The following is a 25759-nucleotide window of genomic DNA, read 5'->3' as shown; positions in this document are numbered from 1 at the left end:
GAGACAAATGCAAAACATACCCGCCCAATAGCAGGCAGCTAGGTCGACAGCGCGACCGCGCCAGTCTATTCCCCGCGATCCCGTTTGAAGCCCCGTCGGGCGGGTCGTACGCTACATAGGCAAGGCGCTGGGTGGTCGGTATACTCGGGCGCAATTAATGCTTTTACAAAGGATTTCGCCATGAAGCGCCTGATCTCGTCCCTTGCTGCGCTCCTCGCGGTTGCTTGTCTCGTCTCTGCCTGTGGTCAAAAAGGGCCATTGTATCTGCCTGATGACAGCCAAAACCCTGATGATCAAGCCAAATCATCGCAATCGCACAAGCACTCTACTTACTAGGGAACACCCATGGACGCCTTCAACTACCGCGACGGTGAGCTGTTCGCGGAGGGTGTAGCGTTGTCTGCCATTGCCGAACGCTTTGGCACGCCGACTTACGTTTACTCCCGTGCGCACATCGAAGCGCAATACACCGCGTACACCGACGCATTAAGCGGCATGCCGCACTTGGTGTGCTTCGCGGTAAAAGCCAACTCCAACTTGGGTGTACTCAATGTCCTGGCGCGCCTTGGCGCTGGTTTCGACATCGTGTCCATTGGTGAGTTGGAACGTGTATTGGCCGCCGGCGGCAGCCCCGACAGAGTCGTGTTTTCCGGCGTCGGCAAAACTCGCCAGGACATGCGTCGTGCGCTGGAAGTGGGCGTGCACTGCTTCAACGTTGAATCCACTGACGAACTCGAACGTCTGCAAATCATCGCCGCCGAGCTGGGCGTTCGCGCGCCCATATCGCTGCGCGTCAATCCGGACGTCGATGCAGGCACGCATCCGTATATTTCCACCGGTCTCAAGGAAAACAAGTTCGGCATCGCCATCGCTGACGCCGAAGACGTCTACCTTCGCGCCGCGCAGTTGCCAAACCTTGAAATCATCGGCGTCGATTGTCACATCGGTTCGCAACTGACCAGCCTGCCACCGTTTATTGATGCGCTCGATCGCTTGCTGGCACTGATCGATCGCCTCGGCGATTGCGGCATTCATCTGCACCACGTCGATCTCGGCGGCGGTCTGGGTGTTCGTTATCGCGACGAAGAGCCGCCCTTGGCCAGCGAATACATTGCTGCCGTGCGCGAGCGCCTTGACGGTCGCGACTTGGGGCTGGTGTTCGAACCCGGTCGCTTTATCGTGGCCAACGCTGGCGTGCTGCTAACGCAAGTGGAATACCTCAAGCACACCGAGCACAAGGATTTCGCCATTGTCGATGCGGCGATGAACGATTTGATCCGCCCGGCGCTGTATCAAGCCTGGATGAACGTGACGGCCGTGCGCCCCCGCGATACGCAGCCGCGCACTTACGACATCGTTGGACCTATCTGCGAAACCGGCGACTTTCTGGCCAAGGGCCGCCAATTGGCGCTGGCCGAAGGCGATCTGCTGGCCGTGCATTCGGCGGGCGCTTACGGTTTTGTGATGAGTTCAAACTACAACACCCGTGGCCGTACCGCTGAAGTACTGGTCGATGGCAGCGAAGCCTTTGAAGTGCGCCGCCGCGAAACCGTTGCAGAGCTGTTCGCCGGCGAAAGCCTGCTGCCGGAGTAACCCCCATGCTGCTGCGTTTTACCAAGATGCATGGCCTGGGCAACGACTTCATGGTTTTGGACCTTGTCAGTCAGCACGCGCACATTTTGCCCAAGCACGCCAAACAATGGGGTGATCGTCACACCGGGATCGGCTTCGATCAGCTTTTGCTGGTCGAGGCGCCGAGCAATCCCGAGGTGGACTTTCGCTACCGGATTTTCAATTCCGACGGTTCCGAGGTCGAGCAATGCGGCAACGGCGCGCGTTGTTTCGCCCGCTTCGTGCTCGACAAACGGCTGACCGCCAAACGGCAGATTCGCGTCGAAACCAAAAGCGGGATCATTGAGCTGGATATCCGTAGCGACGGGCAGATCAGTGTCGACATGGGGCCGCCCCAATTGATTCCAGAGCAGATTCCGTTTCAGGCGTCTGAGCAGGCGCTGAGCTATGCAGTTGAAGTCGATGGTCAAATCGTTGAGCTTGCCGCAGTATCGATGGGCAATCCGCACGCGGTGTTGCGTGTCGATGACATCAATAACGCTCCGGTGCACGTACTCGGGCCGAAGCTGGAACATCACCCGCGCTTCCCGGCCCGGGTCAATGTTGGCTTCTTGCACGTGGTCGATCGCCAACGCGCGCAATTACGCGTCTGGGAACGGGGTGCTGGGGAAACCCAGGCCTGCGGAACCGGCGCTTGCGCAGCAGCGGTAGCGGCCATCAGTCAGGGCTGGATGGACTCGCCCCTGTTGATCGACCTGCCTGGCGGGCGCCTGTCCATTGAATGGGACGGCCCAGGCCACTCCGTGAAGATGACCGGTCCGGCAGTGCGGGTTTATGAAGGACAGGTTCGTCTATGAGTGAGCAAATACGATGACCGATCAGCCTCAGATTTCAGCCGAAAAGCCCAGCAAAGCCTCTTCCGAAGCCGCAGCGCCAGCCCTTGAAGCGGAGGCCATCGCCGCATATTTGCGTCAACACCCCGAGTTTTTCGCAGACCACGAAGAACTCTTGACCACCCTGCGTATACCGCACAAGCGCGGCGATACGGTCTCGCTGGTTGAGCGTCAGCTGAATCTGCTGCGCGAACGCAACATTGAAATGCGCCACCGTCTTTCGCAACTAATGGATGTCGCTCGAGACAATGACCGGTTGTTCGACAAGACCCGTCGGCTGATGCTGGCGTTGATAGACGCCAGCAGCCTGGAAGAAGTAGTGATTGCCGTAGAAGACAGCTTGCGCCAAGAGTTCCAGGTGCCTTTTGTCAGCCTGATCCTGTTCAGCGAAAAACCGATGACAGTCGGACGATGGGTCGGCGCAGATGAAGCGCATAAATCCATCGGCGGCCTGATTTCAGATGACAAGATAGTCTGTGGGGCATTGCGCGAGCATGAGCTGTCGTTTTTGTACGGCGCAGAGCAAGGCGTTCAAGTCGGCTCCAGCGCCGTCGTGGCACTGACCCATCAAGGCCTGCACGGCGTGCTGGCGATCGGCAGCCGCGATCCGCAGTACTACAAAAGCTCGGTCGGCACCTTATTCCTCAGCTATATCGCTGAAGTGTTGGGCCGAGTATTGCCGCGTTTTACTCAACCTTCACACCCGGTTTATTAACGGTGGAAAGGCAGCTGGACGCTTACTGCACCCACCTGCGCAGCGAGCGCCAGGTGTCGCCGCATACCTTAGAAGCCTACCGTCGCGACCTGAATAAGGTGCTGGCTTTCTGCGAGAAACAAAACGTAAGCAGTTGGTCTGCGCTAGATATTCAGCACCTGCGTAGCTTGATTGCGCGCTTGCACCAGCAAGGTCAATCCTCGCGCAGCCTGGCGCGGCTACTGTCGGCGGTTCGCGGCCTGTATCACTATTTGAATCGCGAGGGGCTTTGCAATCACGACCCTGCCAATGGGCTGTCGCCGCCCAAAGGCGAGCGCCGTTTGCCGAAAACCCTTGATGCCGACCGGGCCCTGCAACTACTCGACGGCGCCGTCGAGGACGATTTTCTGGCCCACCGTGACCAAGCCATTCTGGAGCTATTCTATTCCTCGGGGCTGCGGCTGTCGGAGCTGACCGGACTCAATCTGGAGCAGCTGGATTTGAGTGACGGGCTGATTCAAGTCCTCGGCAAAGGCAGCAAAACCCGAGTACTGCCGGTGGGCAAGAAAGCATGCGAAGCCTTGGAAATCTGGCTGCCGTTGCGCGCGCTTGCCAACCCGCAGGACGATGCGGTGTTCATTAGCCTACAAGGGCGCCGCCTGGGCCCGCGCGCCATTCAACTGCGCGTAAAAGCTGCAGGCATACGCGAGTTGGGACAGAACCTCCACCCGCACATGCTTCGCCATTCATTCGCTAGCCACTTGCTCGAATCTTCGCAGGATCTACGCGCAGTTCAGGAATTACTCGGCCACGCAGACATTGCGACCACGCAAATCTACACGCACCTGGACTTCCAGCACCTCGCAACGGTCTACGACAGCGCCCATCCCCGGGCCAAACGCGTAAAGGGCTCTGATCATGATTAAGCTGATTACCTTCGACCTTGATGACACCTTGTGGGACACCGCCCCGGTGATCATTAGCGCCGAAGCCGTGCTGCGAGACTGGTTGGCCGAACACGCACCCAGCCTGGGACCGGTTCCGGTCGAACACCTGTGGGCGATCCGAACGCGGTTGGTTGAGGCCGATCCATCGTTCAAGCACCGGATCAGTGCACTGCGCCGGAAGGTGTTGTTTCATGCGCTGGAAGATGCCGGATATCCCCACGACGAGGCGCAGGATCTGGCCGACAAGAGTTTTGAGGTGTTCCTGCACGCACGGCATCAAATCGAGGTCTATCCTGAGGTTCAACCGACCCTGGAAATTCTCGCCAAAACCTACACCCTTGGGGTGTTGACCAATGGCAACGCCGACGTTCGCCGTTTAGGGCTGGCAGATTATTTCGCTTTCGCATTGAGCGCAGAGGATGTCGGGATCGGCAAACCCGACCCGGCGCCATTCCTTGAAGCACTAAAGCGCGGCAGTGCCGATGCCAGCGCCGCGGTGCACATTGGCGATCATCCGGGTGACGACATTGCTGGCGCGCAGCAGGCCGGCTTTCGTGCAATCTGGTTCAACCCAACGGGCAAACCGTGGGAAGCCGATAAGCGTCCTGATGCTGAAATCAAAAGCCTGACCGAACTGCCAGAGCTGTTGAAACGCTGGCGCTAGTTAACCGCGCTTGAACGCAGCCAAGAAAAAGCCCGCAACGACAGCGGGCTTTTTCTTAACCGCAACGCACACCTAGATAGGCCGGCTACCGTATTTGTTGTCAGGCTTCTTCGGCGGATCGGCGACCACATTGGCCTCCACTTCCTGCACAGTGCCGCCTTTGGCCAGGAACTCTTCCATTGCGCGAGCCAAGGCATCGCGCTCTTTGTTCTTGGCTTCTACGCTAGGCAGCTCATCAACCGAAACAGCAGCCTTGGCTTTGCCTTTGGGCGCAGCGGGAGCACCGTCAGCGCTTTCGTCAACTTCAGGGCCGTCGTCGTCACCGCCAGCAGCGGCCAGTTCCTCACCGCCCTCTTCGTCTTCCAAATCGTCTACCGGATCGTCGATGTCGTCGTCGCTCATGTTTTACCTCATGACTTGCGAAAGCAGATTAGTTATAGCCCAGCCACACCAACTTACGATGGTCGCCAGAAAAAATTCAACATCCGCTGATACTCAGCGGACATCCCCATCACCCTGAAGGGTGGCAAGGATTCTGCGAGCACCGCCGACATCACGGTGCTCACCCAAATAAACACCTTGCCAGATGCCCAACGCCAACCGCCCCGCCGTAATCGGCAAACTCAGTTGGCAGCCAAGCAAACTGGCCTTGAAGTGCGCAGGCAGGTCATCGGGGCCTTCGTCGTCATGTTCGTATCCGTCCATTCCCTGGGGCACCAGACGGCTGAAAAAACGTTCGAAGTCACGACGCACGGCCGGATCAGCGTTCTCATTGATGGTCAATGAGGCCGAGGTGTGTTGCAGCAACAAATGCAACAGACCGACTCGACAACTGCGCAGTTCAGGCAAACCTGCCAGTATCTCGTCGGTCACTAGATGAAAACCGCGAGGCCTTGCTCGCAACGTAATCAGCGTCTGTTGCCACATACAGTTCTCCACGCTTCGGCGCGCATTCTAACGCGCTGGTGAAAAAAACAAAGCGCGTTATAAGCCACGTTTTATGTAAGCCATAACTGAGACTCGTACTACGATGGCGATCGTACCTACATCGACAAATCTCAGGCAAAAAAATGCCCGGTCACCCGGGCATTTTTTGTGATGCCTTACAAGTTGTAGCCACGCTCATTGTGCAGCGCAAGGTCGAGGCCGACCGCTTCTTCTTCCTCGGTGACACGCAGGCCCATGACCGCGTCAACCACCTTGAGAATGATGAAGGTCGCGATCGCCGTGTAGATGATCGTGAAGCCTACGCCTTTGCACTGAATCCAGACTTGTGCAGCGATGTCGGTGGTTGCGGCATTGAAGCCACCCATCGACGGTGCAGCGAACACACCGGTCAGAATCGCGCCGAGGATACCGCCGATACCGTGTACACCGAAGGCGTCCAGGGAGTCGTCGTAGCCCAGTTTGCGTTTCAAGCTGGTAGCGCAGAAGAAGCAGACCACGCCAGCCGCCAAACCGATAACCAGCGAGCCCATTGGGCCAACAGTGCCGGCCGCAGGAGTAATAGCAACCAGACCGGCAACCACACCCGAAGCGATGCCCAGGGCACTTGGCTTACCGTGAGTGATCCACTCGGCGAACATCCAGCCCAGTGCAGCAGCAGCCGTAGCGATTTGAGTAACGAGCATTGCCATACCGGCAGTGCCGTTGGCCGCAGCAGCGGAGCCGGCGTTAAAGCCGAACCAGCCGACCCACAACATGGCAGCACCCATCAAGGTGTAACCAAGGTTATGCGGGGCCATCGGTGTAGCTGGGTAGCCTTTACGTTTACCCAGAACCAGACAGGAAACCAGACCCGCAACACCGGCGTTGATGTGAACCACGGTGCCGCCAGCGAAGTCGAGAACACCCCAATCGCCCAACAGTGCGCCCGGACCGCTCCAGACCATGTGCGCAATCGGCGCATACACGAAGGTGAACCAAAGGGCCATGAAGACCAGCATTGAAGAGAACTTCATGCGATCAGCAAACGCACCGACGATCAACGCCGGGGTGATGATAGCGAAAGTCATCTGATAGGTGACGAACACCGCCTCAGGGAATAGCGCGGTAGGGCCAGTGATGCTAGCTGGCGTGATACCGGCGAGGAACGCCTTGGCGAAGCTGCCGAAGAAGGAGTAGTAGTTAATGACGCCTGCTTCCATACCCGTTGTATCGAACGCAACGCTGTAGCCATAAGCGAACCACAGGATGGTGATCAGACCGGTAATGGCAAAGCACTGCATCATTATTGCGAGAATATTTTTCGAGCGAACCATACCGCCGTAGAACAGCGCCAAACCGGGAATGGTCATGAACAACACCAGCGCCGTCGAAGTCAACATCCACGACGTATCGCCAGAGTTGAGCACTGGAGCGACGACGGGTACCGGGTCAGCCGCCAGGGCCAGACCAGGTATTAAAAGGGACAGCAGGGCTCCTAGCCCTGCGAATTGACGCAGAGTCATATTGTTTTACTCCTGGGGCGATGGGGGTTGGCGGCTTAGATTGCGTCGGTATCGGTTTCGCCGGTACGGATGCGAATAGCCTGTTCCAGATTAACTACGAAGATCTTGCCGTCACCAATCTTGCCGGTGTTGGCTGCTTTGGTTATCGCCTCGATAACCCGGTCCAGATCTTTGTCATCAATCGCAACATCGATTTTCACTTTTGGCAGGAAGTCGACTACATACTCCGCACCACGGTACAGCTCGGTGTGACCCTTCTGCCGGCCGAAGCCTTTGACTTCAGTTACGGTGATGCCCTGCACGCCGATTTCGGACAGCGACTCGCGCACATCGTCCAACTTGAACGGCTTAATGATTGCAGTGACTAGTTTCATGAAACTTTCTCCCGAATTGGTGGACTTGCCCCAGGAAAACAAACCCGACTCAAGTCTAAGCGCAGTGCTTGGCTTTGTAACCCGTCGGTCGTCTCAATACGTGCCCGACCAACCCCAAAAAAACTGCTTCCGACGAAACACTTCCCTGCTCCGCCTTGGGCACTGCATCGTCACATTGACTGCATCAGCGCATGGGTCATAAGCCACTAAGCAGAAAGCTTGCCATCTCGGGAAAAATCACTGATTACAGGGATTTTATCGATAACTTGCGCTCTTCTACCCGCGTATTACCACTGACACGCACAATAATAGTGCGACCGCGCCCGGCACTTTGCACGAAAACTGTGCAGGGTGGCGGGTCTGGATTGACTATAGACGCTGCGTGATACACTGCCGCGCATCTGCTTATGGAAAATTGAATATGCTCGCGCCTAAAGCCTTCCTCGACGCCTTGAGCGGCCATGCTTCACGCTTGTTCAACGGCGAAACACCGGTCCCGCGCACTGAATTCGAAAGCCAGTTCAAAATCCTGCTGCAAAGTGGGTTCAGCAAACTGGATTTAGTCAGCCGGGAAGAATTCGATAGCCAGATGACCGTACTTGCCCGAACCCGTGCTCGTCTTGAAGCACTGGAAGCAAAAGTGGCCGAGATGGAAGCACGATTGGCTCCGCCGGCTGAGTAATACGCCCTGAAGAGCTGTTACGCAGCAAACACAGTACAACTGTAGGAGCATGCGCCCCTTTATCACATAACCCAGTTAACACCCTGTAGCTATTCCCCTCCCCAGCCTCATCGCTAATTGCCGCAGGATGCGGTTCTTCAGACATCAAGGAATGATCATGTCTCTCGCTATCGTTCTCAGCCGCGCCCAAGTAGGCGTGGAAGCACCTGCCGTTACTGTCGAATGTCATTTGGCCAACGGCTTGCCGGCGCTAACGCTGGTGGGCCTGCCCGAGGGAGCGGTCAGGGAAAGTAAGGACCGGGTACGCAGCGCCATTTTGAATTCAGGTTTTCAATTTCCGGCACGGCGGATCACGCTCAATCTCGCCCCGGCAGATTTGCCCAAGGACGGTGGACGCTTCGACCTTGCCATTGCATTGGGACTGCTGGCCGCCAGCACCCAATTACCTGCGTTTGCACTCCAGGACGTGGAGTGTTTGGGTGAATTGGCATTGTCAGGCGGCATTCGGCCAGTTCAGGGCGTGTTGCCTGCGGCGTTGGCAGCACGGGCGGCAGGCCATACGCTGATCGTGCCTACGGCGAACGCTGAAGAAGCGTGTTTGGCGTCCGGTCTGAGGGTCATCGCCGTTAATGACCTGCGTCAGCTGGTGGCGCACTTCAACGGTCAGGCGCCAATCATCCCCTATACATCCAGCGGCCTGTTGCACCAGAGCAAGCCATACCCGGACTTAAGCGAAGTCCAAGGCCAAACTGCGGCTAAACGTGCGCTGTTGGTGGCGGCGGCCGGGGCGCACAATCTGCTTTTCAGCGGCCCGCCAGGCACCGGCAAAACACTGCTCGCCAGCCGCCTGCCCGGTTTGTTGCCGCCGCTGGATGAACATGAAGCGCTGGAGGTTGCGGCGATTCAGTCGGTTGCCAGCCAAACACCTCTCACGAGTTGGCCGCTGCGGCCTTTCCGGCAACCGCATCACTCAGCCTCCGGTGCGGCGCTGGTCGGTGGCGGCAGTCGGCCTCAGCCGGGGGAAATTACCCTCGCTCACCACGGCGTGCTATTTCTCGATGAGCTGCCTGAGTTCGACCGCAAGGTGCTGGAGGTGCTGCGTGAGCCGCTGGAGTCTGGCCACATCGTCATCGCCCGCGCCCGTGACCGAGTGCGCTTTCCGGCGCGTTTTCAGTTAGTCGCCGCGATGAACCCGTGTCCGTGCGGTTATCTCGGAGAGCCCAGCGGTCGCTGTCGGTGTTCGACCGAGCAGATTCAGCGCTATCGCAACAAATTGTCCGGCCCACTGCTGGACCGCATCGACTTGCACCTGACCGTCGCCCGTGAAGCCACTGCGCTCAACCCCGGCCCACAAACCGGCGACGACACCGCCACAGCCGCCGCGCTCGTCGCCCAAGCCCGCGACCGGCAACAACAGCGCCAAGGTTGCCCCAACGCCTTCCTCGACTTGCCAGGACTGCGCAAGCATTGCCCCTTATCGATTGAAGATGAGACGTGGCTGGAAACCGCCTGCGAGCGCCTGACGCTTTCACTTAGGGCCGCGCACCGCTTGCTAAAAGTCGCACGGACGTTGGCAGACTTGGAGCAGGTCGATGGGATTGTCCGTCATCATCTGGCGGAAGCGTTGCAGTACCGGCCTTCGGGTTATTGAGGATGCGGAGTATTCCCGATACTCAAACCCCTGAGCCAACGTGTTGGCTGCAGGGGTTTGGCGTCGACAGTTTCGTGAATTTAAACACCAAGCCTCACCGAAACCGATTCACTTCCTTGCGCAACTCCTCCGCCAGTTCTTCCAGTTCCTTGGCGGTGATCGCCAAGTGGGACACCACTTCGCGCTGCTCGCTGTTGGCCAGGGCGATGCTTTGCAGATTACTGCTGAGCAGGGTTGCCGTATTGCTTTGTTCTTGAGTGGCCGTGGTGATGGCGGCAAATTGTTCGCCGGCAGAGCGGCTTTGCTCATCAATCCGGGCCAGCGCGGCGGCAACGGTGGCGTTGCGTGACAGGCCTTCCTGCATCAATGCGTTGCCCTGCTCGATGGTGCTGATAGCGTTGCCGGTTTCGAGCTGGATGCTGGCGATCATGTCGGTGATTTCGTCGGTAGCCTTACGGGTGCGCGACGCCAGGTTGCGCACCTCATCGGCGACCACCGCAAAACCACGACCCTGCTCACCCGCCCGCGCCGCTTCAATCGCAGCGTTGAGCGCCAGCAAGTTGGTCTGTTCGGCAATCGAGGTGATAACGCCGACAATGCTGCCAATCTCCTGCGAGCGCTGGCCCAGGGTATTGATCACGGTGGCGGTGCCATTCAACGACGAGGCAATCTGCTGCAGTGACGTCGAGGCCTCATCCATTGAGCTTCGCCCAATACGCGTTTGCTGGGCGTTTTCCTGCGCAAGGCGCTCGGTGTTGCCCATGTTGTCGGCGATATTCAACGAGGTGGCGCTGAACTCTTCCACAGCGCCGGCCATGCTGGTGATCTCGCCGGACTGCTGCTCCATCCCTTCGTAGGCCCCGCCCGATAAACCAGACAACGCTTGAGCACGACCACTGACTTCCTGAGCCGCACTGCGGATGTGCGAGACCATGTTCGATAGCGCTTCACCCATCTGATTGAAACTGCCCGCCAGTTGGCCAATTTCATCGTGGCTGGAGACGTTCAGCCTAGCGCTCAGATCCCCCGCGCCCATGGCCTCGGCCTGATGCACCAAGTCTGACAGCGGCTGCAATTTACGGCGCAGCAGCCAAATGGCCGCACCGACCGCGATCAACATGGCCAGCAGGCTGCCGATGGCCAATTGCATGCCGACGCTCCAAGTCACGGCGTTGATCTCGGCCTCCGGCATGCTTGCAAATACCGTCCATGGCCCACCAGCAAACGGCGAGGCGACGGTATAAAACTCCTGGCCACTGTTCGCCCAGAACTGGCCGTTACCCGGACGCTCGATAATGTCGGCCAAACTCTGAACTGCCTGCTTCAAATCCTTGACCCCGTCCGGTGCAACCAGCCAGTGATTTTGCTCATCGAGCAGCGCCAGCGAACCGGTGTTTCCGATGCGGAAGTTTTTCAGGTTTTCAAATTGAGTATTTTGCGCCTCGGTGTAATCGAAACCGACGAACAGGGCGGCGATGATCTTGCCAGTACTGTCACGCACTGGGCTGTACTGGGTCACGTAATAGCGCTCGAACAATAAGGCCCGGCCCACGTAGCCCTCGCCCGCCATCAAACGCTCATAAGCCGCACTCTTGTGATCGAGCAACGTGCCGATGGCGCGCGTGCCGTCCTGCTTCCTCAGGGACGTGCTGATGCGAATGAAGTCGTCGCCGCTACGCACAAAAATCGTCGCTACGCCGGCGGTCATTTGCTTGAAGTTGTCGACCTCGGTGAAGTCGTTGTTCAACACCTGATCACCCACCATCAAACCCGGTGTCTGCATCCCGGCGACGGTCACCGGGCTGTCTGCGTGCAGGCTCAATCCTGCGGCGAAGCGCTTTTCGAATAACCCGCTCAACCGCAACGTGCTTTCGCGCAGGCTGCTATGAAAGGTATTCAACTGATCCGCGAGCAAGCGCGCTTCGCTGGACATGTGGTCTTCACGAATTTCCAGGTTGGCCCTGTCCAGTGAGCGCAAGGCAAACACCGTACTACCGGTGATGACCACAGCCAAAATGACCGCCAGGGCGACGCCTAGCTGCGTAGCGATACGGGCACTGGGTTCAGACATGAAGGCTCCTGGCTGGACAGCAGCAGCGTTTTACGTCCAATCGGCTGCCCAGCAAAATTTCGATGAAGAGGCATATTGAACGTTTTTGAACGAAACACCATGCTTATACGGATTCGGCCGATACGAAAAATACTTGAGTGCGGCGCGAGGTCGCAAAGCAAAGTGGCGCTGTCGCCTTGGCTGAGCCCCGCTGCCTATTTCAGTACTTCTACCGCTGGTAACGTCATCGCCTGGACCTCGCCCTGAAGAAAATCACTGAGCCGACGCAAACGCTCTCCGCCGGGGCGTGTCTTCGGCCACACCAAATAGTAGTTTTCGCCGCTGACCACCGCCGTGCGCCACGGCAAACTCAGGCGTCCCTGCGCCACATCCTCGGCAACCATCAACAAATCGCCCATGGACACGCCATAGCCACGGGCGGCAGCAATCATACCCAACTCAAGGGTGTCGAAAAGTTGTCCGCCCTTCAATGAAACCTGATCCAACAATCCCATCCGCTCAAGCCAACTGCGCCAATCCCGACGATCCGGCGTGGGGTGCAGCAGTTCGGCGCTGGCCAAACGTGCAACATCCCAGGGCTGATCCTCAAGCAACGTCGGAGCGCCGACTGGAATCAACAACTCGGGAAACAGGTACGTCGCCTCCCAATCCGGGGGAAAGTTCCCACGACTGAGTAACACCGCGCAGTCGAATGGTTCTTGAGTGAAGTCAACACTTTCGATGTCCATCCAGGCGCTGGTCAGTTGCACTTCATTGCCGACCTGCAGGTGACGAAAACGGCTCAAGCGCGCCAGCAACCAACGCATTGTCAGGGTCGACGGCGCCTTCATCCGCAGCACGCCATCTTCTGCGCGCAAGGTGCTGCACGCCCGCTCCAGTGCCGAAAAACCTTCCCGCACCCCCGGCAATAAAAGGCGTGCGGCCTCGGTCAACTGCACGTTACGGCCATTACGCTGAAACAAACGGCAGGCGAAATGCTCCTCCAAGGTGCGGATATGACGACTCACCGCACTTTGGGTGATCGACAACTCTTCGGCCGCTCGGGTGAATGAGCTGTGCCGAGCAGCGGCTTCAAAGGCGCGAAGGGCATACAGCGGGGGCAAAGTACGTGACATACAGCGCTTCCTGTTGCGGTTTGCGGTCACTCTACCTGAACGGGCTTCAGATGAGTTTTACTCATGCCAAGCATCGGATTTATCCCTTTGTGCCAATGCGCTTAACTGTCGAGAATCAGTTGCTCATAAAACCCTGATACCGAGCCACACCCATGCAACCTGTTGCTACTAAAGCCCCCTGGATCAATGAGCTGAGAACCATCCTGCGCCTGGCCGGGCCGCTGATTGCGTCGCAAATGGCGCACATGCTGATGGTCTTTACCGACACCGTCATGATGGGCCATCTCGGGCCCGACGCATTGGCGGGCGGCGGGCTGGGGGTGGCCAGCTATAACCTGATCGCTTTTTTCTGTGTGGGGGTGATTGCCGCCGTTGGCACCTTGGTCGCAATTCGTCATGGGGCCGGCGACATCGAGGGCGTTATCCGCCTGACTCAAAATGGACTGTGGCTGGCATGGGGCATGGCATTGGTCGCCGCAACGCTGCTGTGGAATCTGGAGCCAATCCTGCTCAGGCTCGGCCAGAACGAGGCCAACGTACACTTGGCCGGTGAGTTTTTGATCACCCTGCCCTTCGCGTTACCCGGTTTGTTGAGCTTTATGGTGTTGCGTGGGTTCACCAGCGCGCTGGGCCGCGCAGGGCCGGTGATGGTCATCAGCATCGGCGGCGTGGCAGTGAACTTCGGCTTTAACTATGCCCTGATCCACGGGCTGTTTGGTCTGCCGCATTTGGGGCTGATGGGCATTGGTCTGGTGACAGCGTTGGTGGCGAACGGCATGGCATTACTGCTGGCGCTGCACATTCGTCGGCATTGGGCCTACGCCCGCTATCCCCTTCGCCAAGGTTTGATGCGCCCGTCCCTGCACTATTTGAAAGAGCTGTGGCGCCTGGGCTTACCGATTGGCGGGACTTATGCCGTTGAAATCGGTCTGTTCACGTTTGCCGCTTTTTGCATGGGTGCGATGGGCCGCTCGCAAATGGCCGCGCACCAGATCGCGCTGCAATCGGTGTCAATGGCATTCATGATCCCGGTCGGGATTTCCTACGCGATGACCATGCGAATCGGCGCCCATTATGGCGCGGGCAAACTTCAGCAAGCGCGCTTGGCGGGACGAGTGGGCATCGCGTTCGGCTCTTTGATGATGCTTGGCTTTGGGCTGCTGTTCTGGCTGGCACCGCACATGGTGGTGGGCCTGTTTCTGGATTCTGACAATCCGGCCAACCATGACGTGATAGAACTCGCCGTGAAGTTGCTGGCGATCGCCGCATGGTTTGAATTGTTCGACGGCGCCCAAACACTAGCCATGGGCGCGATCCGTGGGTTCAAGGACGCAAAGACCACCTTTATGATCGGCCTCGCGTGCTATTGGCTAATCGGAGCGCCAGCGGCCTGGACCTTCGGTTTTTACGTCAACGGCGGCGCCATCGGGGTTTGGTGGGGGTTGGCGTTGGGATTAGCGTGCGCAGCATCAGCGCTGATCGTGGCCTTCGAACGAAAAACATCACGTCTCTTGCGGCAAGCACCGGTAGGCGAGACGGTTTTGGCGTAAAGCCGATTTAGAGCAATCAACCCTTGTAGGAGGGTCCGCCACGTCTTCGACGCCGCGCTGTCTCGCGCAGCAAACTGGGTGGCACTTTGTGTGGTTTGAGGTTGCAGGGTGTCAGGACTGGAGCCTTCCCGAATGAATTCGGTCCCACGGTTTGGCGCTACACAGATTCTGTAGCTGCCGAAGGCTGCGATAAGGTCCGAAGGGCCTTCGCCAACACGTTGGCTCCTACAGACACTAGTTGTTAGATAGGTTTTTGGTTTGTCCGACGTTTTCGCGCTGACCAAACGTTAAATACTGAACCAGTTGATCCAGCGGCAGCGGTTTGCTGATGAGGTATCCCTGAATTTGATTGCAGCCAAAGTCGCGCAGCAACGCCAACTGCTCAGTGGTTTCAACCCCTTCGGCCACCACTTCGAGGTTTAGGTTATGCGCCAGGTTGATCATGGCGTGAACCAGTTTTCGGTTCTCTTCACGCAGCTCCATGCCACCCACGAAGCTCTTATCAACCTTGAGCAAAGCAATCGGTAAGCTGTTGAGGTGCACGAATGACGAGAAGCCGGTGCCGAAATCGTCCAGCGAGAAGCGCACGCCCAGGCGGCCCAGCGCATCCATGGTTTGCTTGACCAAATCACTGCGGCGCATCACCGCCGTTTCGGTCAGCTCGAACTCCAGCCAGCGCGCATCGACGCCGCGTTCGGCGATCAACCGGGTTAACGTCGACAGCAGTTGGCTGTCCTGAAATTGACGGAACGACAAATTGATCGCCATGTGCAGCGGCGGTAACCCGCGCTCACGAAGGTCCTGCATGTCACGCAGCGCGCGGGAAATCACCCAATAACCGAGGGGCACGATTAACCCGCTTTGCTCAGCCAACGGCACGAACTCACTCGGTGGCAGCAATCCGCGCTCAGCGTGGCGCCACCGCACCAAGGCTTCAAGGCCCACGATGCGACCGTCTTCCAGGGACAATCGTGGTTGGTAATGCAGTTCCAACTCATCAAGGCGCAAGGCTGCGCGCAGCTCTGTTTCAAGGTCCGCCAGGCTTCGTGCGTTGCGATTGATGCGCTCATTGAAGATATGAAAAGTGCAGCCCTGAGTGCTTTTCGCCTGCTGCATGGCGATGTGCGCGTGCCACATCAGCGGATCGGCGCCTGCCTGGGCGCGCGCGTGAGCAATGCCTAGGCTGCAACCGATCAACAGGCTTTCGCCGTCAACCCAGTACGCTTCAGACATCGCGTCAACGATGCGCTCGGCCATCCATTCGGCACGTTGCGGCGCACGACGGGTGTCGATCAACAAAGCGAATTCATCACTGCCGAGCCGGGCCAATTGATCGCCAGCTTCGAGCTGGCTTTTAAGCCGCGAGACCACTTGCAGGATCAACCGGTCACCGGCCTGATGACCCAGTGCGTCGTTGGCATGGCGGAAGTTGTCCAGATCGAGATGGCCGAGGGCCAGGCCACGCCCGTCGTTTTCGGCTAAGCGGGCGGCCAATAAGGTCTGGAAACCCTGGCGATTGGCGATACCCGTCAACGGGTCCTGCTCAGCCAGACGCTGTAGGGTGTTTTCAAGCACACCGCGCTCGTGCACATGCCGCAGGCACCGACGAACTGTGTCGATATTCAGCGCATCAAGCACCAACCAATCACTGACGCCCACCGGCGGCTCTGTCGGCTCATGTTCGAGCAGCATCACCACCGGCAACTTACAGCGCCCAGGTACTGGCTGTAGTTGAGGGGTTGTTAGCAGCACGGCATTGGGTTCGTCATTGAACAAGCCGCTCACATCTTCCCAGCTCGGCGCGCAGACCAGCGTCACCGTGTCTCCCAATGGAACGAGACACTCGCGCAACAACGCGGACCATTCTGGCGTTTGGGCCAACAACAGCAAATGCAAGGGTTGGGCAGACGTCAACAAACTAGCTCCCTAGACTCACTAAAAATCGTTGGTAATACCGCTCAAAAGTCCGAGGATGAGCGCAATTCAATGCGCATCCTGCGCGAAAGTATCAAAACCGGCAAATTTAGATCGAGTGCTGCGTCACAGTGTCTGACGATGACGGCATAAAGGCTTGATCCTGTTAAAATGCCCGGCCATTTCGTGAGCGATCTCTTTCTGTCATGTCCCGACTCAATCCCCGGCAACAAGAAGCCGTGAACTACGTCGGCGGCCCTCTTTTGGTGCTCGCCGGTGCTGGCTCCGGCAAGACCAGTGTCATTACCCGCAAGATCGCCCATCTGATCCAGAACTGTGGCATTCGGGCACAGCACATTGTCGCCATGACCTTTACCAATAAAGCGGCCCGGGAGATGAAAGAGCGGGTCGGCACGTTGCTTAAAGGCGGCGAAGGTCGCGGCTTGACGGTGTCGACGTTCCACAACCTGGGCTTGAACATTATCCGCAAGGAACACGCGCGGCTGGGTTACAAACCCGGTTTCTCGATTTTCGACGAGACCGACGTCAAATCGCTGATGACCGACATCATGCAAAAGGAATACTCAGGCGACGATGGCGTCGACGAAATCAAGAACATGATCGGGTCCTGGAAAAACGACCTGATCATGCCTGCCCAGGCCTTGGAAAATGCCCGCAACCCCAAAGAACAGACCGCCGCCATCGTTTACACCCACTATCAGCGCACGCTCAAAGCCTATAACGCGGTGGATTTTGACGACCTGATCCTGGTGCCGGTGAAGCTGTTCCAGGAACACGCCGACATTCTCGAAAAGTGGCAAAACAAAGTCCGCTACCTGCTGGTGGACGAATACCAAGACACCAACGCCAGCCAATACCTGCTGGTGAAGCTGCTGATCGGCACTCGGCATCAGTTCACCGTGGTCGGCGACGATGACCAGTCCATCTACGCTTGGCGCGGCGCCCGGCCAGAAAACCTGATGCTGCTGAAAGACGATTACCCGTCGCTGAAAGTGGTCATGCTTGAACAGAACTACCGTTCCACCAGTCGCATCCTGCGGTGTGCCAACGTGTTGATCTCGAACAACCCTCACGCGTTTGAAAAACAACTGTGGAGCGACATGGGCCACGGCGACGAAATTCGTGTGATCCGTTGCCGTAACGAAGACGCAGAAGCCGAGCGCGTGGCCGTTGAACTGCTCACCCTGCACCTGCGCACCGACCGTCCTTACAGCGATTTCGCGATTCTTTATCGCGGTAACTATCAAGCCAAGCTGATCGAACTGAAGCTGCAGCACCACCAGATTCCTTATCGACTGTCGGGCGGTAACAGCTTCTTCGGACGTCAGGAAGTGAAAGACCTGATGGCTTATTTCCGACTCTTGGTAAACCCGGATGATGACAACGCCTTCTTGCGCGTGATCAATGTGCCGCGCCGGGAAATCGGCTCAACTACCCTGGAAAAGCTCGGCAACTACGCCACCGAGCGCAAAGTATCGATGTACGCTGCCACCGACGAGATTGGTTTGGGCGCGCACCTGGACAGTCGCTATACCGACCGCCTGCAACGCTTCAAGCGCTGGATGGACGGCGTGCGCCAGCAATGCGCGCAGAACGATCCCATCGCGGCGTTGCGCAGCATGGTCGTGGACATCGATTACGAGAATTGGCTACGGCAGAACAGCTCCAGCGAAAAAGCCGCCGATTACCGGATGGCTAACGTCTGGTTTTTGATCGAAGCATTGAAGAACACCCTGGAAAAAGACGAAGAAGGCGGGATGACCATCGAGGAGGCCATCGGCAAGCTGGTCTTGCGCGACATGCTCGAACGTCAGCAGGAAGAAGAGGACAACGCCGAGGGCGTGCAAATGATGACTTTGCACGCGTCCAAGGGGCTGGAGTTTCCCTACGTGTTCATCATGGGCATGGAGGAAGAGATTCTTCCGCACCGCTCCAGTATCGAAGCCGATACCGTCGAGGAAGAGCGCCGTTTGGCGTATGTCGGCATCACCCGGGCGCGTGAAACACTGGCCTTCACTTTTGCGGCCAAGCGCAAGCAGTACGGGGAAATCATTGACTGCGCACCCAGCCGTTTCCTGGATGAGTTACCGCCCGACGATCTCGCTTGGGAAGGCAACGATGACACCCCGGTCGAAGTAAAAGCTGTTCGAGGTAACACAGCACTGGCTGACATACGTGCCATGCTGAAACGCTAATTTTTGTTCATTTATTGCGCACATTTGCGCCGCTTGAGGAATCATCGTGGAAGCACTGCATCAGAAAATTCGTGAAGAGGGCATTGTCCTTTCAGACCAGGTGTTGAAGGTCGATGCGTTTCTCAACCACCAGATCGACCCGGCGTTGATGCAGCTGATCGGCAATGAATTCGCCACGCTGTTCGCTGATTCGGGCATCACCAAAATTGTCACCATCGAAGCCTCGGGCATTGCCCCGGCGATCATGACTGGACTGAAACTGGGCGTGCCGGTGATTTTCGCCCGCAAGCATCAGTCCCTGACGCTGACGGAAAACCTGCTCTCGGCGACGGTGTACTCATTCACCAAGCAAGTCGAAAGCACCGTCGCCATCTCGCCCCGTCACCTGACCAGCAGTGATCGGGTACTGATCATTGATGACTTTTTGGCCAACGGCAAAGCCTCGCAAGCGCTGATTTCGATCATCAAACAAGCGGGCGCCAGTGTGGTAGGCGTCGGTATCGTGATCGAGAAATCGTTTCAAGGCGGCCGGGCGGAACTGGATGCCCAGGGTTATCGCGTCGAGTCACTGGCTCGGGTTAAATCACTGGCCGGCGGCGTTGTAACGTTCATGGAGTGACCGTCAGACCCTTCGCCAGCACGGTGGCGCTTATCAAACACGGCATAACCCGTTGATAATCTATATTTTAATTGTAGGAGCACGGCTGCCTCAGACGCTTGGATCAGTGGCCTGCAACCCCGCCAGCACCAGCCGCTGAAACAGCTCTTCCCTTAAGCCCTGTGGATTATCCAACTGCATTCGCTCAAGGTGCGCCGGGTAAGTGCTTGGCTCTGGCGCATCGAAAGTGGCTTTGCCCAACTGTAAAATCTCAGTGAGTTTGAATTTGCTCTTCAGCCAATTCAACGCCCGCAGTAAATCCTTTTCTTCGGCACTGAAATCACACCCCAGAGGGTACTCGGGGAAGAGCTGTCCGTACCGAGCCTGCAGTGCCTGCAAGCGCTCGGGCGTGTTTTCGGAGAAGCGTGGATCAAGCTGAAAATCCCGAGGCAACTTACCCACCTTCTGCGCTTGCTCAATCAGCTTTGCCTGAAAGCGTGAATCACTGATGTTCAACAGCGCCTCAATCACCCTGGCGTCGGTTTTGCCCCGCAAATCAGCGATGCCATATTCAGTGACCACGATGTCACGCAAATGCCGGGGAATGGTGGCGTGGCCGTAGGACCAAACGATGCTTGAACTGACATCACCGCCGGATTCACGCCAGCTGCGCAGCATCAACACCGAGCGCGCGCCCTCCAACGCATGAGCTTGGGCAACAAAATTGTATTGGCCACCGACCCCGCTGACCACGCGCCCGTCTTCCAATTGATCGGCAATGGCCGCCCCCAGCAACGTTACTTTGAACGCACTATTGATGAATCGCGCGTCGCGTCGCTGCAGTCGCTTGAGTTCCTCGTTGCCGTACAGCTCGTTGATGTAACTGATGGCGGTCATATTGAAGCGCCCCATCTGCTCCAACGAGAACTCACGCAGGCGCTGATAAAAACTATTCGGCCCGAGGAAAAAACCACCGTGAACCACGACGCCGTCTGACCGCAATGACTCATCCAGCGTGCCCGCGATAGCCTGTCTTTGCACGGCGGCATCGGCATACACCCTGCGCCGCACTATGCCTGCATCGACCAACACCAACAGACCGTTGACGAACATTTCGCTGCACCCGTACAGACCCTGAGCAAAAGGTTGCAAGCCGCCTTCACGCTGGATCAAGGTCTGCCAAGACGTGGTGGCATCCAACTCGTCGAGCAACGCCCGATAGGCCCCATTATCGGCTTGTCGGGCCAGCAACGCCGCCGTCAACGCATCGCCCATCGAACCAATGCCGATCTGCAACGTGCCGCCATCGCGCACTAAGGTGCTGGTATGCAAGCCGATGAAATGGTCCTGAAAACCCACCGGCATGTTCGGCGTGGAAAACAAGGTGCTGTGGTCTTCGTTCTCGATCAGCAGATCGAAATCATCCACGTCGAGCTCCGAGTCACCCGGCATGTACGGCAAATCGGCGTGTACGTGACCGAGCAACAAAATGGTCTCACCGGCAGCACGACGTTTGGCAATCATCGGCAACAGATCAAGGGTCACATCCGAATTACAGCTCAAGCTCAACCGCCCTGAACGCGCCGGATCGCGAGCAACCAGTTGCGCCACCAGGTTCAAGCCATTGGCATTAATGTCGCGGGCCGCATGGCTGTAATTGCTACTGACGTAATCCTGCTGCGCCGAGTGACTAGTAAGCAAACTGCCCGGCAACATGAAAAATTGCTCAACGTGGATATTCAGCGGCAGGCTGTCCCGGTGAAGGTCAGCGAGAAAATCCAACTCGGGATAGTCACCAAACACCCGCGCCACGAAGGGCTCAAGAAAGCGCTCCTGCAACCCATCACCCAAATCAGGCCGCCCAAGGCAAAGCGCGGTGTAAATCGTCAGCCGTCGCTCGGGCAACTGCCTGACTCGAGCATACAGAGCGTTAACGAAAAGATTGGGTTTGCCCAAGCCCAGCGGCAGCCCCATATGAATGTGCGCAGGCAATCGTTCGAGCACTTGGTTGACGGCGTGTTCGATGGAGCATGACTTTGGCATTGAACCCTCCCGGCACATCCTTGATTTCAGGTTGGACCGAGCTTGCCGGGTGTTTACTGCAAAGAACAGGGTTGTGGGTTATTTGTGGCCAAACAAATACCGCAAATTCGCCACTGGTAGGAGCGCGCTTGCCCACGATGGATCGCGAAGCGGTCCCAAATATCTGACCCGATTTCAACGGAAAAACCCGAGCTGCCTGATTGACGACTGCTGCGCAGCTGATCGCGGACAAGCGCGCCCCTACACAGTGAATCGCGCGTAAAAAAAAGCCGACCCAAGGCCGGCTATTTTTATCGGACTGAATTACTTCAACCCAGACATTTGCGAGATGGTGGCTTTGAGCTCTGCATCGGAGCAATCGGCGCAGGTGCCTTTAGGCGGCATGGCGTTGATGCCCGTGATGGCCTTGGCCAAGATGCCGTCAAGACCGCCCTGCTCTTTGGCGCGCTTGCCCCAGTCGGCGGCGTCACCGATTTTCGGCGAACCCAGCAAACCGGTGCCGTGGCATGCGCCACAATGGCCGGCAATGATGTCGTCCGGGGTTTTCGCCCCGCCGCCACCGGCAGCCGATGCGACAAAGTCCATCCCAGGGCATTCTTTGCCTTGAACGCAGACTTGGCCTACTGGCTCCAGACGCTTGGCAATATCGTCAGTGGTCGTAGCTTGAGCGGCAACGGCCCAAAGGGCCAATACGACGGCGGGTACTGCCAGTATCTTATTGATTAGGTTCACGCTTACACCCTCATGGTGACTAGTCACGCCCGCGTCCACAGCTTCGGGGCGGACGCAAGTATAACGGTTAGCCCTTTCCGAGTGATTGTTGGAAGTTCCAAAATAGTAAGCGCAAGGTGGATGTTACGCTTCAATACAAACTTACCACGGAGGAATCGCTTTAAATAATTGTAAGAATTGTCTTAAGACAAAAGCTACAACATTCCCGGAATGTATCGCTGTTGACCCGACGCGGTTTGAGGTGAACAATAAATCAATACAAATAACCCGGTACATAAATCTCAAAAAGCCTGATTAGGAGATTCGCTAATGAACAGTTCTTGACCTATACAATGTGCGAGCATTATCTGAAAGTGCCATCCAACTATATATGTCGTCCGCTAGATACATTGCGATCCATTACCTTAACTAAATTTCTCATAAAGCGAGAGCAATATGCAGATCGATCTCGAAACAATTCAAAATAACCGAAGTGTGATGTTGGAAACAATTGCGCCAATTTCAGCGCTTGTTATTCAAGCATACAGTAATCTCACATCAGCAAGCAGTGGTACCAAACCGTGTACCAGCTGTTGCACTCAGTGCTGGAGCCGTTGCTGCAACGCAACATACGCGTGAATCAAGTTGACGGCTGCGACGCAGCCGTCCTCTATGCAAGGAAGTCAGATGCAATACGCTATTGAAATATTAAAACTACAATCGCAAGACGTAAAAAGTATCACGACCGATTGTCCGGTATGGCCATACCTAGTCTTTTTTACAAAAAAGTCTATCGAAGGCTTAACAAAGATTGAAGGATTAGCTGAACCAGAGAAAAAGGTGATCATCAATGGTTATTTAAGGAACTTGTCAACGCGAATCACAAATACTGCTGCTAACGTATTAACCGTAGAAAAAGATATATTAAATTCAACGATCAAACCACATAAATTGAACACTGTGGAATACTATAATTTAGTGAGAAATAATTCAAATTATTTGCTCAATATCCTAGAGGCATATCCAGAGTTGGACCGGGTACTCCAGCAAGTATCCGAAAATTTTGTTGATCAAACCCGACTTTTGGCAACTCGTCTAAGCGAAGATCGAGCATTCTTGGAGGCATTAATCGGCGAACAGTCGTCCTATCCCATCAGTGAGTGTAACCCGTCGGAAGGTGAAACTCACAATGGCTCCCTCACCGTCTGCAGCTTAACTTTCTCCAATGGTAGCAAAGTAATATATAAACCCAGAAATCTCACGATAGAACATAACGCTTCGATGCTTCTAAAGAGGCTTTCTGAAGATGCAGGAACTAGTTACGCGGAATGGGAAATTCCGTCCTACATCGTAAATCAAGACCACGGCTGGGCACAGTTTGTGCCACATACACCAGCTAGTAATATTTTGGATGTGCATACTTATTATAAACGTGCCGGGTTTCTTCTAGGGTTTTGTACAGCTTTTACCGCTTCCGATATAACCTCTGACAATATTATATGCAATGGAAGCAACCCTACCCCCATCGACCTCGAGACTATGTTTTACTGCGTGCTAGATATCAAGACGATCCCTAAAGAGGTTCGTTGGAACTGTGCCCAGACAAGCATACTTCCGAACTGGACTTGGAAGGGGACCGACGGGATCGGGGTCGATTTAAGCGCTCTAGGTGGCCTGAGAGAACAATATGTCAGCCTTAATTTGTACCAGTACATAGAAGATGACAGCGGTGATGGAACTTTCGGCACCGACGGCGTCAAAATATTTCCAGCAGAAAACGTACTTTATATTGATGGAGAGGTCGTTAGCCCATGGCTCTATGAGCAAGAAATTCGTGAAGGATTCAACAAATTTTTTTCGGTCCTAGAAAAAAACAAGCTATTCGTAGTCCAAAAAATTCAATCATTCAAAGGACTTCCATCGCGTTACGTGCCACGCCCCACCGCTACTTACCATTATGCGCTGCAATGCTCCCTTCATGCATCTTTGATGCGTTCGACAAATGAGCGAGAAGCGTTTTTAGCCAAGATTCTTGATAATGATAATGCGCCAGCAAAAGGATTTTTACCCGCGGAAGTAAAAGCACTTTTGAATCTTGACATTCCATATGCAAAAAGCCAGGTTGGGTCACTAGACTTTTTCGAGCCCCACTATTCCGGGGAAGGGCATCTAGATCCAAACACCTATCTGGACGGGCTATCCAACAGCGTTGATTATATCGAAAATTTCTCCGAGAGCCGCCGCAATTTTGAACTCGCTCAAATAAATAATACCTTAACCGCTATGAAGTTTATGTACGATCATGATAAAAAACTAACAACGCATAATTTTAGGGAAGTTGACGCGATCAATCTTAACTCACTCAGTCTACCGGACGTAATAGAAAGTATAAGACGTTCTCAACATGAGAATATAAAATTTCTCACTACCAAAATCTCAACAGAACTTTCCAATAACGGTTTATGGTATGGCTTTCACGCATCGCCGGGGGGTTATATAGAATATTCTGAATTGGGAGAAGATCTATATTACGGGCTTTCCGGCATAATATATGGCCTAGTAACCATCCACCACATGACACCAATACCGACAGACGGCTTATTACCGCTGCTGAATGAGACATATAGGCGAGTAGTCGCCAAATTAGATAATCAGGGGTCTCATCTGGGAGGCTCACATTTTGGCATATCCTCATCGATCTTACCTCTCGCAATCTGTCTCAAGTATTTTGACGATAGTCGACATAATGAATTGTTAGAAAAATACAAAAATTATTTGCACAGCGCAATGTCGGAAGACTGGTGGCAGAAGTATTATTGGGGCGCTGACCTTCTTTCTGGTATGTACGGAACACTCAGCGTACTGACTAAGCTATTTGAACTTTCCGGTGATTACGAATTCAGCGCTTTGGCCGTAAATTTGCACGGAAAAATTGACACTGAGCTTACTATCGCTGATGGCAAGCGAATGGTTCAATTCGACAAGTCCGTGACTATTCGACAAGACGCACTTCTCTCCGGAATTTCCCATGGCGTCATGGGATGCGCATACTCAGCATTTTATTTTTATAAAACCATCGCTAGGACAGCCGAAGCGTATGATGTTTTCACTACGTTTTTAGACTGGGAATTGAAGCAATTTGATGAAAGCATCAACAACTGGCCCGATTACCGCCGTAGGTCTGAATCGAAAGGTGGTGAGTTCTCATGGAGTCACGGTTTACCAGGAAACTATCTCGCCCTTCAGTATTTTGCGGAACACGGAGTACAAGAAGCATTAGATTTTATTACAGAAAAACCTGCATCATCGTTTTTTTGCTATGAAAGTCTTATACAAAGGGAACGGCCCTCGAATGATTCAATGTGCCATGGTGCATACGGCTTACTAAATATTTTAAAAAAATTATACCCCGCTGCACTATCCGATCCAAGAGTTTATGCATGGTTGAATTTGTCGTTATTAGCAGAGCACGATGTGCGAGAACTACGCTCTAGATCTGCCGATCCTTTGGGTCTTTGGGTAGGGAAAACGGGAGCGGTTCTGGGCGCATCCGGCATTCTTAGCAGAGCGTACGAGTTTCCCTTCCTTGTCCATCAAATGAACTACCTATAATA

Annotated in this window: 21 protein-coding genes; 12 read left to right on the top strand and 9 right to left on the bottom strand. The window is 55.6% G+C overall.

From position 1 onward, the window contains the following. The first annotated feature begins 180 nt into the window (after positions 1 to 180). From lptM to RHM59_RS17810, 6 genes are read left to right on the top strand one after another with little or no spacing between them, the layout of a single operon-like run. Entirely contained in the window at positions 181 to 336 is a 156-nt protein-coding gene (gene lptM, locus RHM59_RS17835; RefSeq protein ID WP_322166627.1) for an LPS translocon maturation chaperone LptM, read from the top strand. Between the two features lie 9 nt (positions 337 to 345). Beyond that, positions 346 to 1593, top strand: coding sequence for a diaminopimelate decarboxylase (gene lysA, locus RHM59_RS17830; protein WP_322285134.1), 1248 nt, complete (start codon positions 346 to 348; stop codon positions 1591 to 1593). 5 nt (positions 1594 to 1598) lie between these two features. Then, on the top strand, positions 1599 to 2429 hold the full coding sequence (dapF, locus tag RHM59_RS17825; RefSeq protein WP_322166629.1) for a diaminopimelate epimerase: 831 nt from the start codon (positions 1599 to 1601) through the stop codon (positions 2427 to 2429). 13 nt (positions 2430 to 2442) lie between these two features. Continuing rightward, on the top strand, positions 2443 to 3180 hold the full coding sequence (locus tag RHM59_RS17820) for a DUF484 family protein (RefSeq protein ID WP_322285133.1): 738 nt from the start codon (positions 2443 to 2445) through the stop codon (positions 3178 to 3180). A gap of 2 nt (positions 3181 to 3182) precedes the next feature. Further along, entirely contained in the window at positions 3183 to 4085 is a 903-nt protein-coding gene (gene xerC, locus RHM59_RS17815) for a tyrosine recombinase XerC (protein ID WP_322166631.1), read from the top strand. Next, the gene (locus tag RHM59_RS17810; protein WP_322285132.1) at positions 4078 to 4770 is read left to right on the top strand and encodes an HAD family hydrolase; all 693 of its coding nucleotides are present in this window, start codon (positions 4078 to 4080) and stop codon (positions 4768 to 4770) included. Before xerC ends, RHM59_RS17810 begins: the two co-directional genes overlap by 8 nt. Before the next feature lie 72 nt (positions 4771 to 4842). Here the strand turns inward: RHM59_RS17810 and sutA are convergent, their stop codons facing one another. From sutA to glnK, 4 genes are all read right to left on the bottom strand, one after another. Beyond that, a complete protein-coding gene (sutA, locus tag RHM59_RS17805) occupies positions 4843 to 5172 on the bottom strand; it encodes a transcriptional regulator SutA (RefSeq protein WP_322166633.1) in 330 nt (109 codons plus the stop codon). 93 nt (positions 5173 to 5265) lie between these two features. Next, positions 5266 to 5697 carry a secondary thiamine-phosphate synthase enzyme YjbQ gene (locus RHM59_RS17800; RefSeq protein ID WP_322166634.1) on the bottom strand — a complete coding sequence of 144 codons (432 nt, stop codon included), beginning with the start codon at positions 5695 to 5697 and terminating at the stop codon, positions 5266 to 5268. Positions 5698 to 5873: 176 nt separating this feature from the next. Continuing rightward, positions 5874 to 7220, bottom strand: a complete 1347-nt coding sequence (locus RHM59_RS17795; protein ID WP_322166635.1) for an ammonium transporter — start codon at positions 7218 to 7220, stop codon at positions 5874 to 5876. 35 nt (positions 7221 to 7255) lie between these two features. Continuing rightward, positions 7256 to 7594 carry a P-II family nitrogen regulator gene (gene glnK, locus RHM59_RS17790; RefSeq protein ID WP_002555808.1) on the bottom strand — a complete coding sequence of 113 codons (339 nt, stop codon included), beginning with the start codon at positions 7592 to 7594 and terminating at the stop codon, positions 7256 to 7258. 421 nt (positions 7595 to 8015) lie between these two features. Here glnK and RHM59_RS17785 point away from each other — a divergent pair, with 421 nt between their 5' ends. Together RHM59_RS17785 and RHM59_RS17780 are read left to right on the top strand one after the other, a co-directional pair. After that, positions 8016 to 8276 (top strand): accessory factor UbiK family protein, encoded by a 261-nt coding sequence (locus tag RHM59_RS17785; RefSeq protein ID WP_322166636.1) that lies wholly within the window; start codon positions 8016 to 8018, stop codon positions 8274 to 8276. Positions 8277 to 8433: 157 nt separating this feature from the next. Continuing rightward, the gene (locus RHM59_RS17780) at positions 8434 to 9927 is read left to right on the top strand and encodes a YifB family Mg chelatase-like AAA ATPase (protein WP_322166637.1); all 1494 of its coding nucleotides are present in this window, start codon (positions 8434 to 8436) and stop codon (positions 9925 to 9927) included. A 94-nt stretch (positions 9928 to 10021) separates the two neighbouring features. Here RHM59_RS17780 and RHM59_RS17775 read toward each other — a convergent pair whose 3' ends face one another. Together RHM59_RS17775 and RHM59_RS17770 are read right to left on the bottom strand one after the other, a co-directional pair. Next, entirely contained in the window at positions 10022 to 11998 is a 1977-nt protein-coding gene (locus RHM59_RS17775) for a methyl-accepting chemotaxis protein (RefSeq protein WP_322285131.1), read from the bottom strand. A gap of 194 nt (positions 11999 to 12192) precedes the next feature. Continuing rightward, a complete protein-coding gene (locus tag RHM59_RS17770; protein WP_322166638.1) occupies positions 12193 to 13113 on the bottom strand; it encodes a LysR substrate-binding domain-containing protein in 921 nt (306 codons plus the stop codon). A 152-nt stretch (positions 13114 to 13265) separates the two neighbouring features. Between RHM59_RS17770 and RHM59_RS17765 the strand changes: the two genes are divergently transcribed. Continuing rightward, positions 13266 to 14663: a NorM family multidrug efflux MATE transporter gene (locus RHM59_RS17765; RefSeq protein ID WP_322285130.1), complete on the top strand. Its 1398-nt coding sequence runs from the start codon at positions 13266 to 13268 to the stop codon at positions 14661 to 14663. 234 nt (positions 14664 to 14897) lie between these two features. Here RHM59_RS17765 and RHM59_RS17760 read toward each other — a convergent pair whose 3' ends face one another. Continuing rightward, complete coding sequence (locus RHM59_RS17760) at positions 14898 to 16580, bottom strand: bifunctional diguanylate cyclase/phosphodiesterase (protein ID WP_322285129.1); 1683 nt, start codon at positions 16578 to 16580, stop codon at positions 14898 to 14900. A 203-nt stretch (positions 16581 to 16783) separates the two neighbouring features. Here RHM59_RS17760 and rep point away from each other — a divergent pair, with 203 nt between their 5' ends. Together rep and RHM59_RS17750 are read left to right on the top strand one after the other, a co-directional pair. Continuing rightward, entirely contained in the window at positions 16784 to 18793 is a 2010-nt protein-coding gene (gene rep / locus RHM59_RS17755; protein WP_322285128.1) for a DNA helicase Rep, read from the top strand. 46 nt (positions 18794 to 18839) lie between these two features. Beyond that, positions 18840 to 19412, top strand: coding sequence for a xanthine phosphoribosyltransferase (locus RHM59_RS17750; RefSeq protein ID WP_322166643.1), 573 nt, complete (start codon positions 18840 to 18842; stop codon positions 19410 to 19412). A 90-nt stretch (positions 19413 to 19502) separates the two neighbouring features. Here the strand turns inward: RHM59_RS17750 and RHM59_RS17745 are convergent, their stop codons facing one another. Both RHM59_RS17745 and RHM59_RS17740 read right to left on the bottom strand, forming a co-directional pair. Further along, positions 19503 to 21434, bottom strand: coding sequence for an acetyl-CoA hydrolase/transferase C-terminal domain-containing protein (locus tag RHM59_RS17745; protein ID WP_322285127.1), 1932 nt, complete (start codon positions 21432 to 21434; stop codon positions 19503 to 19505). Between the two features lie 303 nt (positions 21435 to 21737). Next, positions 21738 to 22166: a c-type cytochrome gene (locus RHM59_RS17740; protein ID WP_322184571.1), complete on the bottom strand. Its 429-nt coding sequence runs from the start codon at positions 22164 to 22166 to the stop codon at positions 21738 to 21740. 666 nt (positions 22167 to 22832) lie between these two features. On the opposite strand from RHM59_RS17740, the gene lanM reads away from it, so the two are divergent. Continuing rightward, complete coding sequence (gene lanM / locus RHM59_RS17735) at positions 22833 to 25757, top strand: type 2 lanthipeptide synthetase LanM (protein ID WP_322285126.1); 2925 nt, start codon at positions 22833 to 22835, stop codon at positions 25755 to 25757. Positions 25758 to 25759 lie beyond the last annotated feature (2 nt).

The organism is Pseudomonas sp. MH10 (assembly GCF_034353045.1).
In the GTDB taxonomy this organism is placed as follows: domain Bacteria; phylum Pseudomonadota; class Gammaproteobacteria; order Pseudomonadales; family Pseudomonadaceae; genus Aquipseudomonas.
Note: the sequence above shows the minus strand (reverse complement) of the source record. Positions and strands in the feature narration are given on the sequence as shown.

Excerpts from the sequence above, each read along its gene's own strand:
- lptM (WP_322166627.1), top strand. The coding sequence starts at position 181 with ATGAAGCGCCTGATCTCGTCCCTTGCTGCGCTCCTCGCGGTTGCTTGT.
- lysA (WP_322285134.1), top strand. The coding sequence starts at position 346 with ATGGACGCCTTCAACTACCGCGACGGTGAGCTGTTCGCGGAGGGTGTA.
- dapF (WP_322166629.1), top strand. The coding sequence starts at position 1,599 with ATGCTGCTGCGTTTTACCAAGATGCATGGCCTGGGCAACGACTTCATG.
- RHM59_RS17820 (WP_322285133.1), top strand. The coding sequence starts at position 2,443 with ATGACCGATCAGCCTCAGATTTCAGCCGAAAAGCCCAGCAAAGCCTCT.
- RHM59_RS17810 (WP_322285132.1), top strand. The coding sequence starts at position 4,078 with ATGATTAAGCTGATTACCTTCGACCTTGATGACACCTTGTGGGACACC.
- sutA (WP_322166633.1), bottom strand. The coding sequence starts at position 5,172 with ATGAGCGACGACGACATCGACGATCCGGTAGACGATTTGGAAGACGAA.
- RHM59_RS17800 (WP_322166634.1), bottom strand. The coding sequence starts at position 5,697 with ATGTGGCAACAGACGCTGATTACGTTGCGAGCAAGGCCTCGCGGTTTT.
- RHM59_RS17795 (WP_322166635.1), bottom strand. The coding sequence starts at position 7,220 with ATGACTCTGCGTCAATTCGCAGGGCTAGGAGCCCTGCTGTCCCTTTTA.
- glnK (WP_002555808.1), bottom strand. The coding sequence starts at position 7,594 with ATGAAACTAGTCACTGCAATCATTAAGCCGTTCAAGTTGGACGATGTG.
- RHM59_RS17785 (WP_322166636.1), top strand. The coding sequence starts at position 8,016 with ATGCTCGCGCCTAAAGCCTTCCTCGACGCCTTGAGCGGCCATGCTTCA.
- RHM59_RS17780 (WP_322166637.1), top strand. The coding sequence starts at position 8,434 with ATGTCTCTCGCTATCGTTCTCAGCCGCGCCCAAGTAGGCGTGGAAGCA.
- RHM59_RS17775 (WP_322285131.1), bottom strand. The coding sequence starts at position 11,998 with ATGTCTGAACCCAGTGCCCGTATCGCTACGCAGCTAGGCGTCGCCCTG.
- RHM59_RS17770 (WP_322166638.1), bottom strand. The coding sequence starts at position 13,113 with ATGTCACGTACTTTGCCCCCGCTGTATGCCCTTCGCGCCTTTGAAGCC.
- RHM59_RS17765 (WP_322285130.1), top strand. The coding sequence starts at position 13,266 with ATGCAACCTGTTGCTACTAAAGCCCCCTGGATCAATGAGCTGAGAACC.
- rep (WP_322285128.1), top strand. The coding sequence starts at position 16,784 with ATGTCCCGACTCAATCCCCGGCAACAAGAAGCCGTGAACTACGTCGGC.
- RHM59_RS17745 (WP_322285127.1), bottom strand. The coding sequence starts at position 21,434 with ATGCCAAAGTCATGCTCCATCGAACACGCCGTCAACCAAGTGCTCGAA.
- lanM (WP_322285126.1), top strand. The coding sequence starts at position 22,833 with ATGCAATACGCTATTGAAATATTAAAACTACAATCGCAAGACGTAAAA.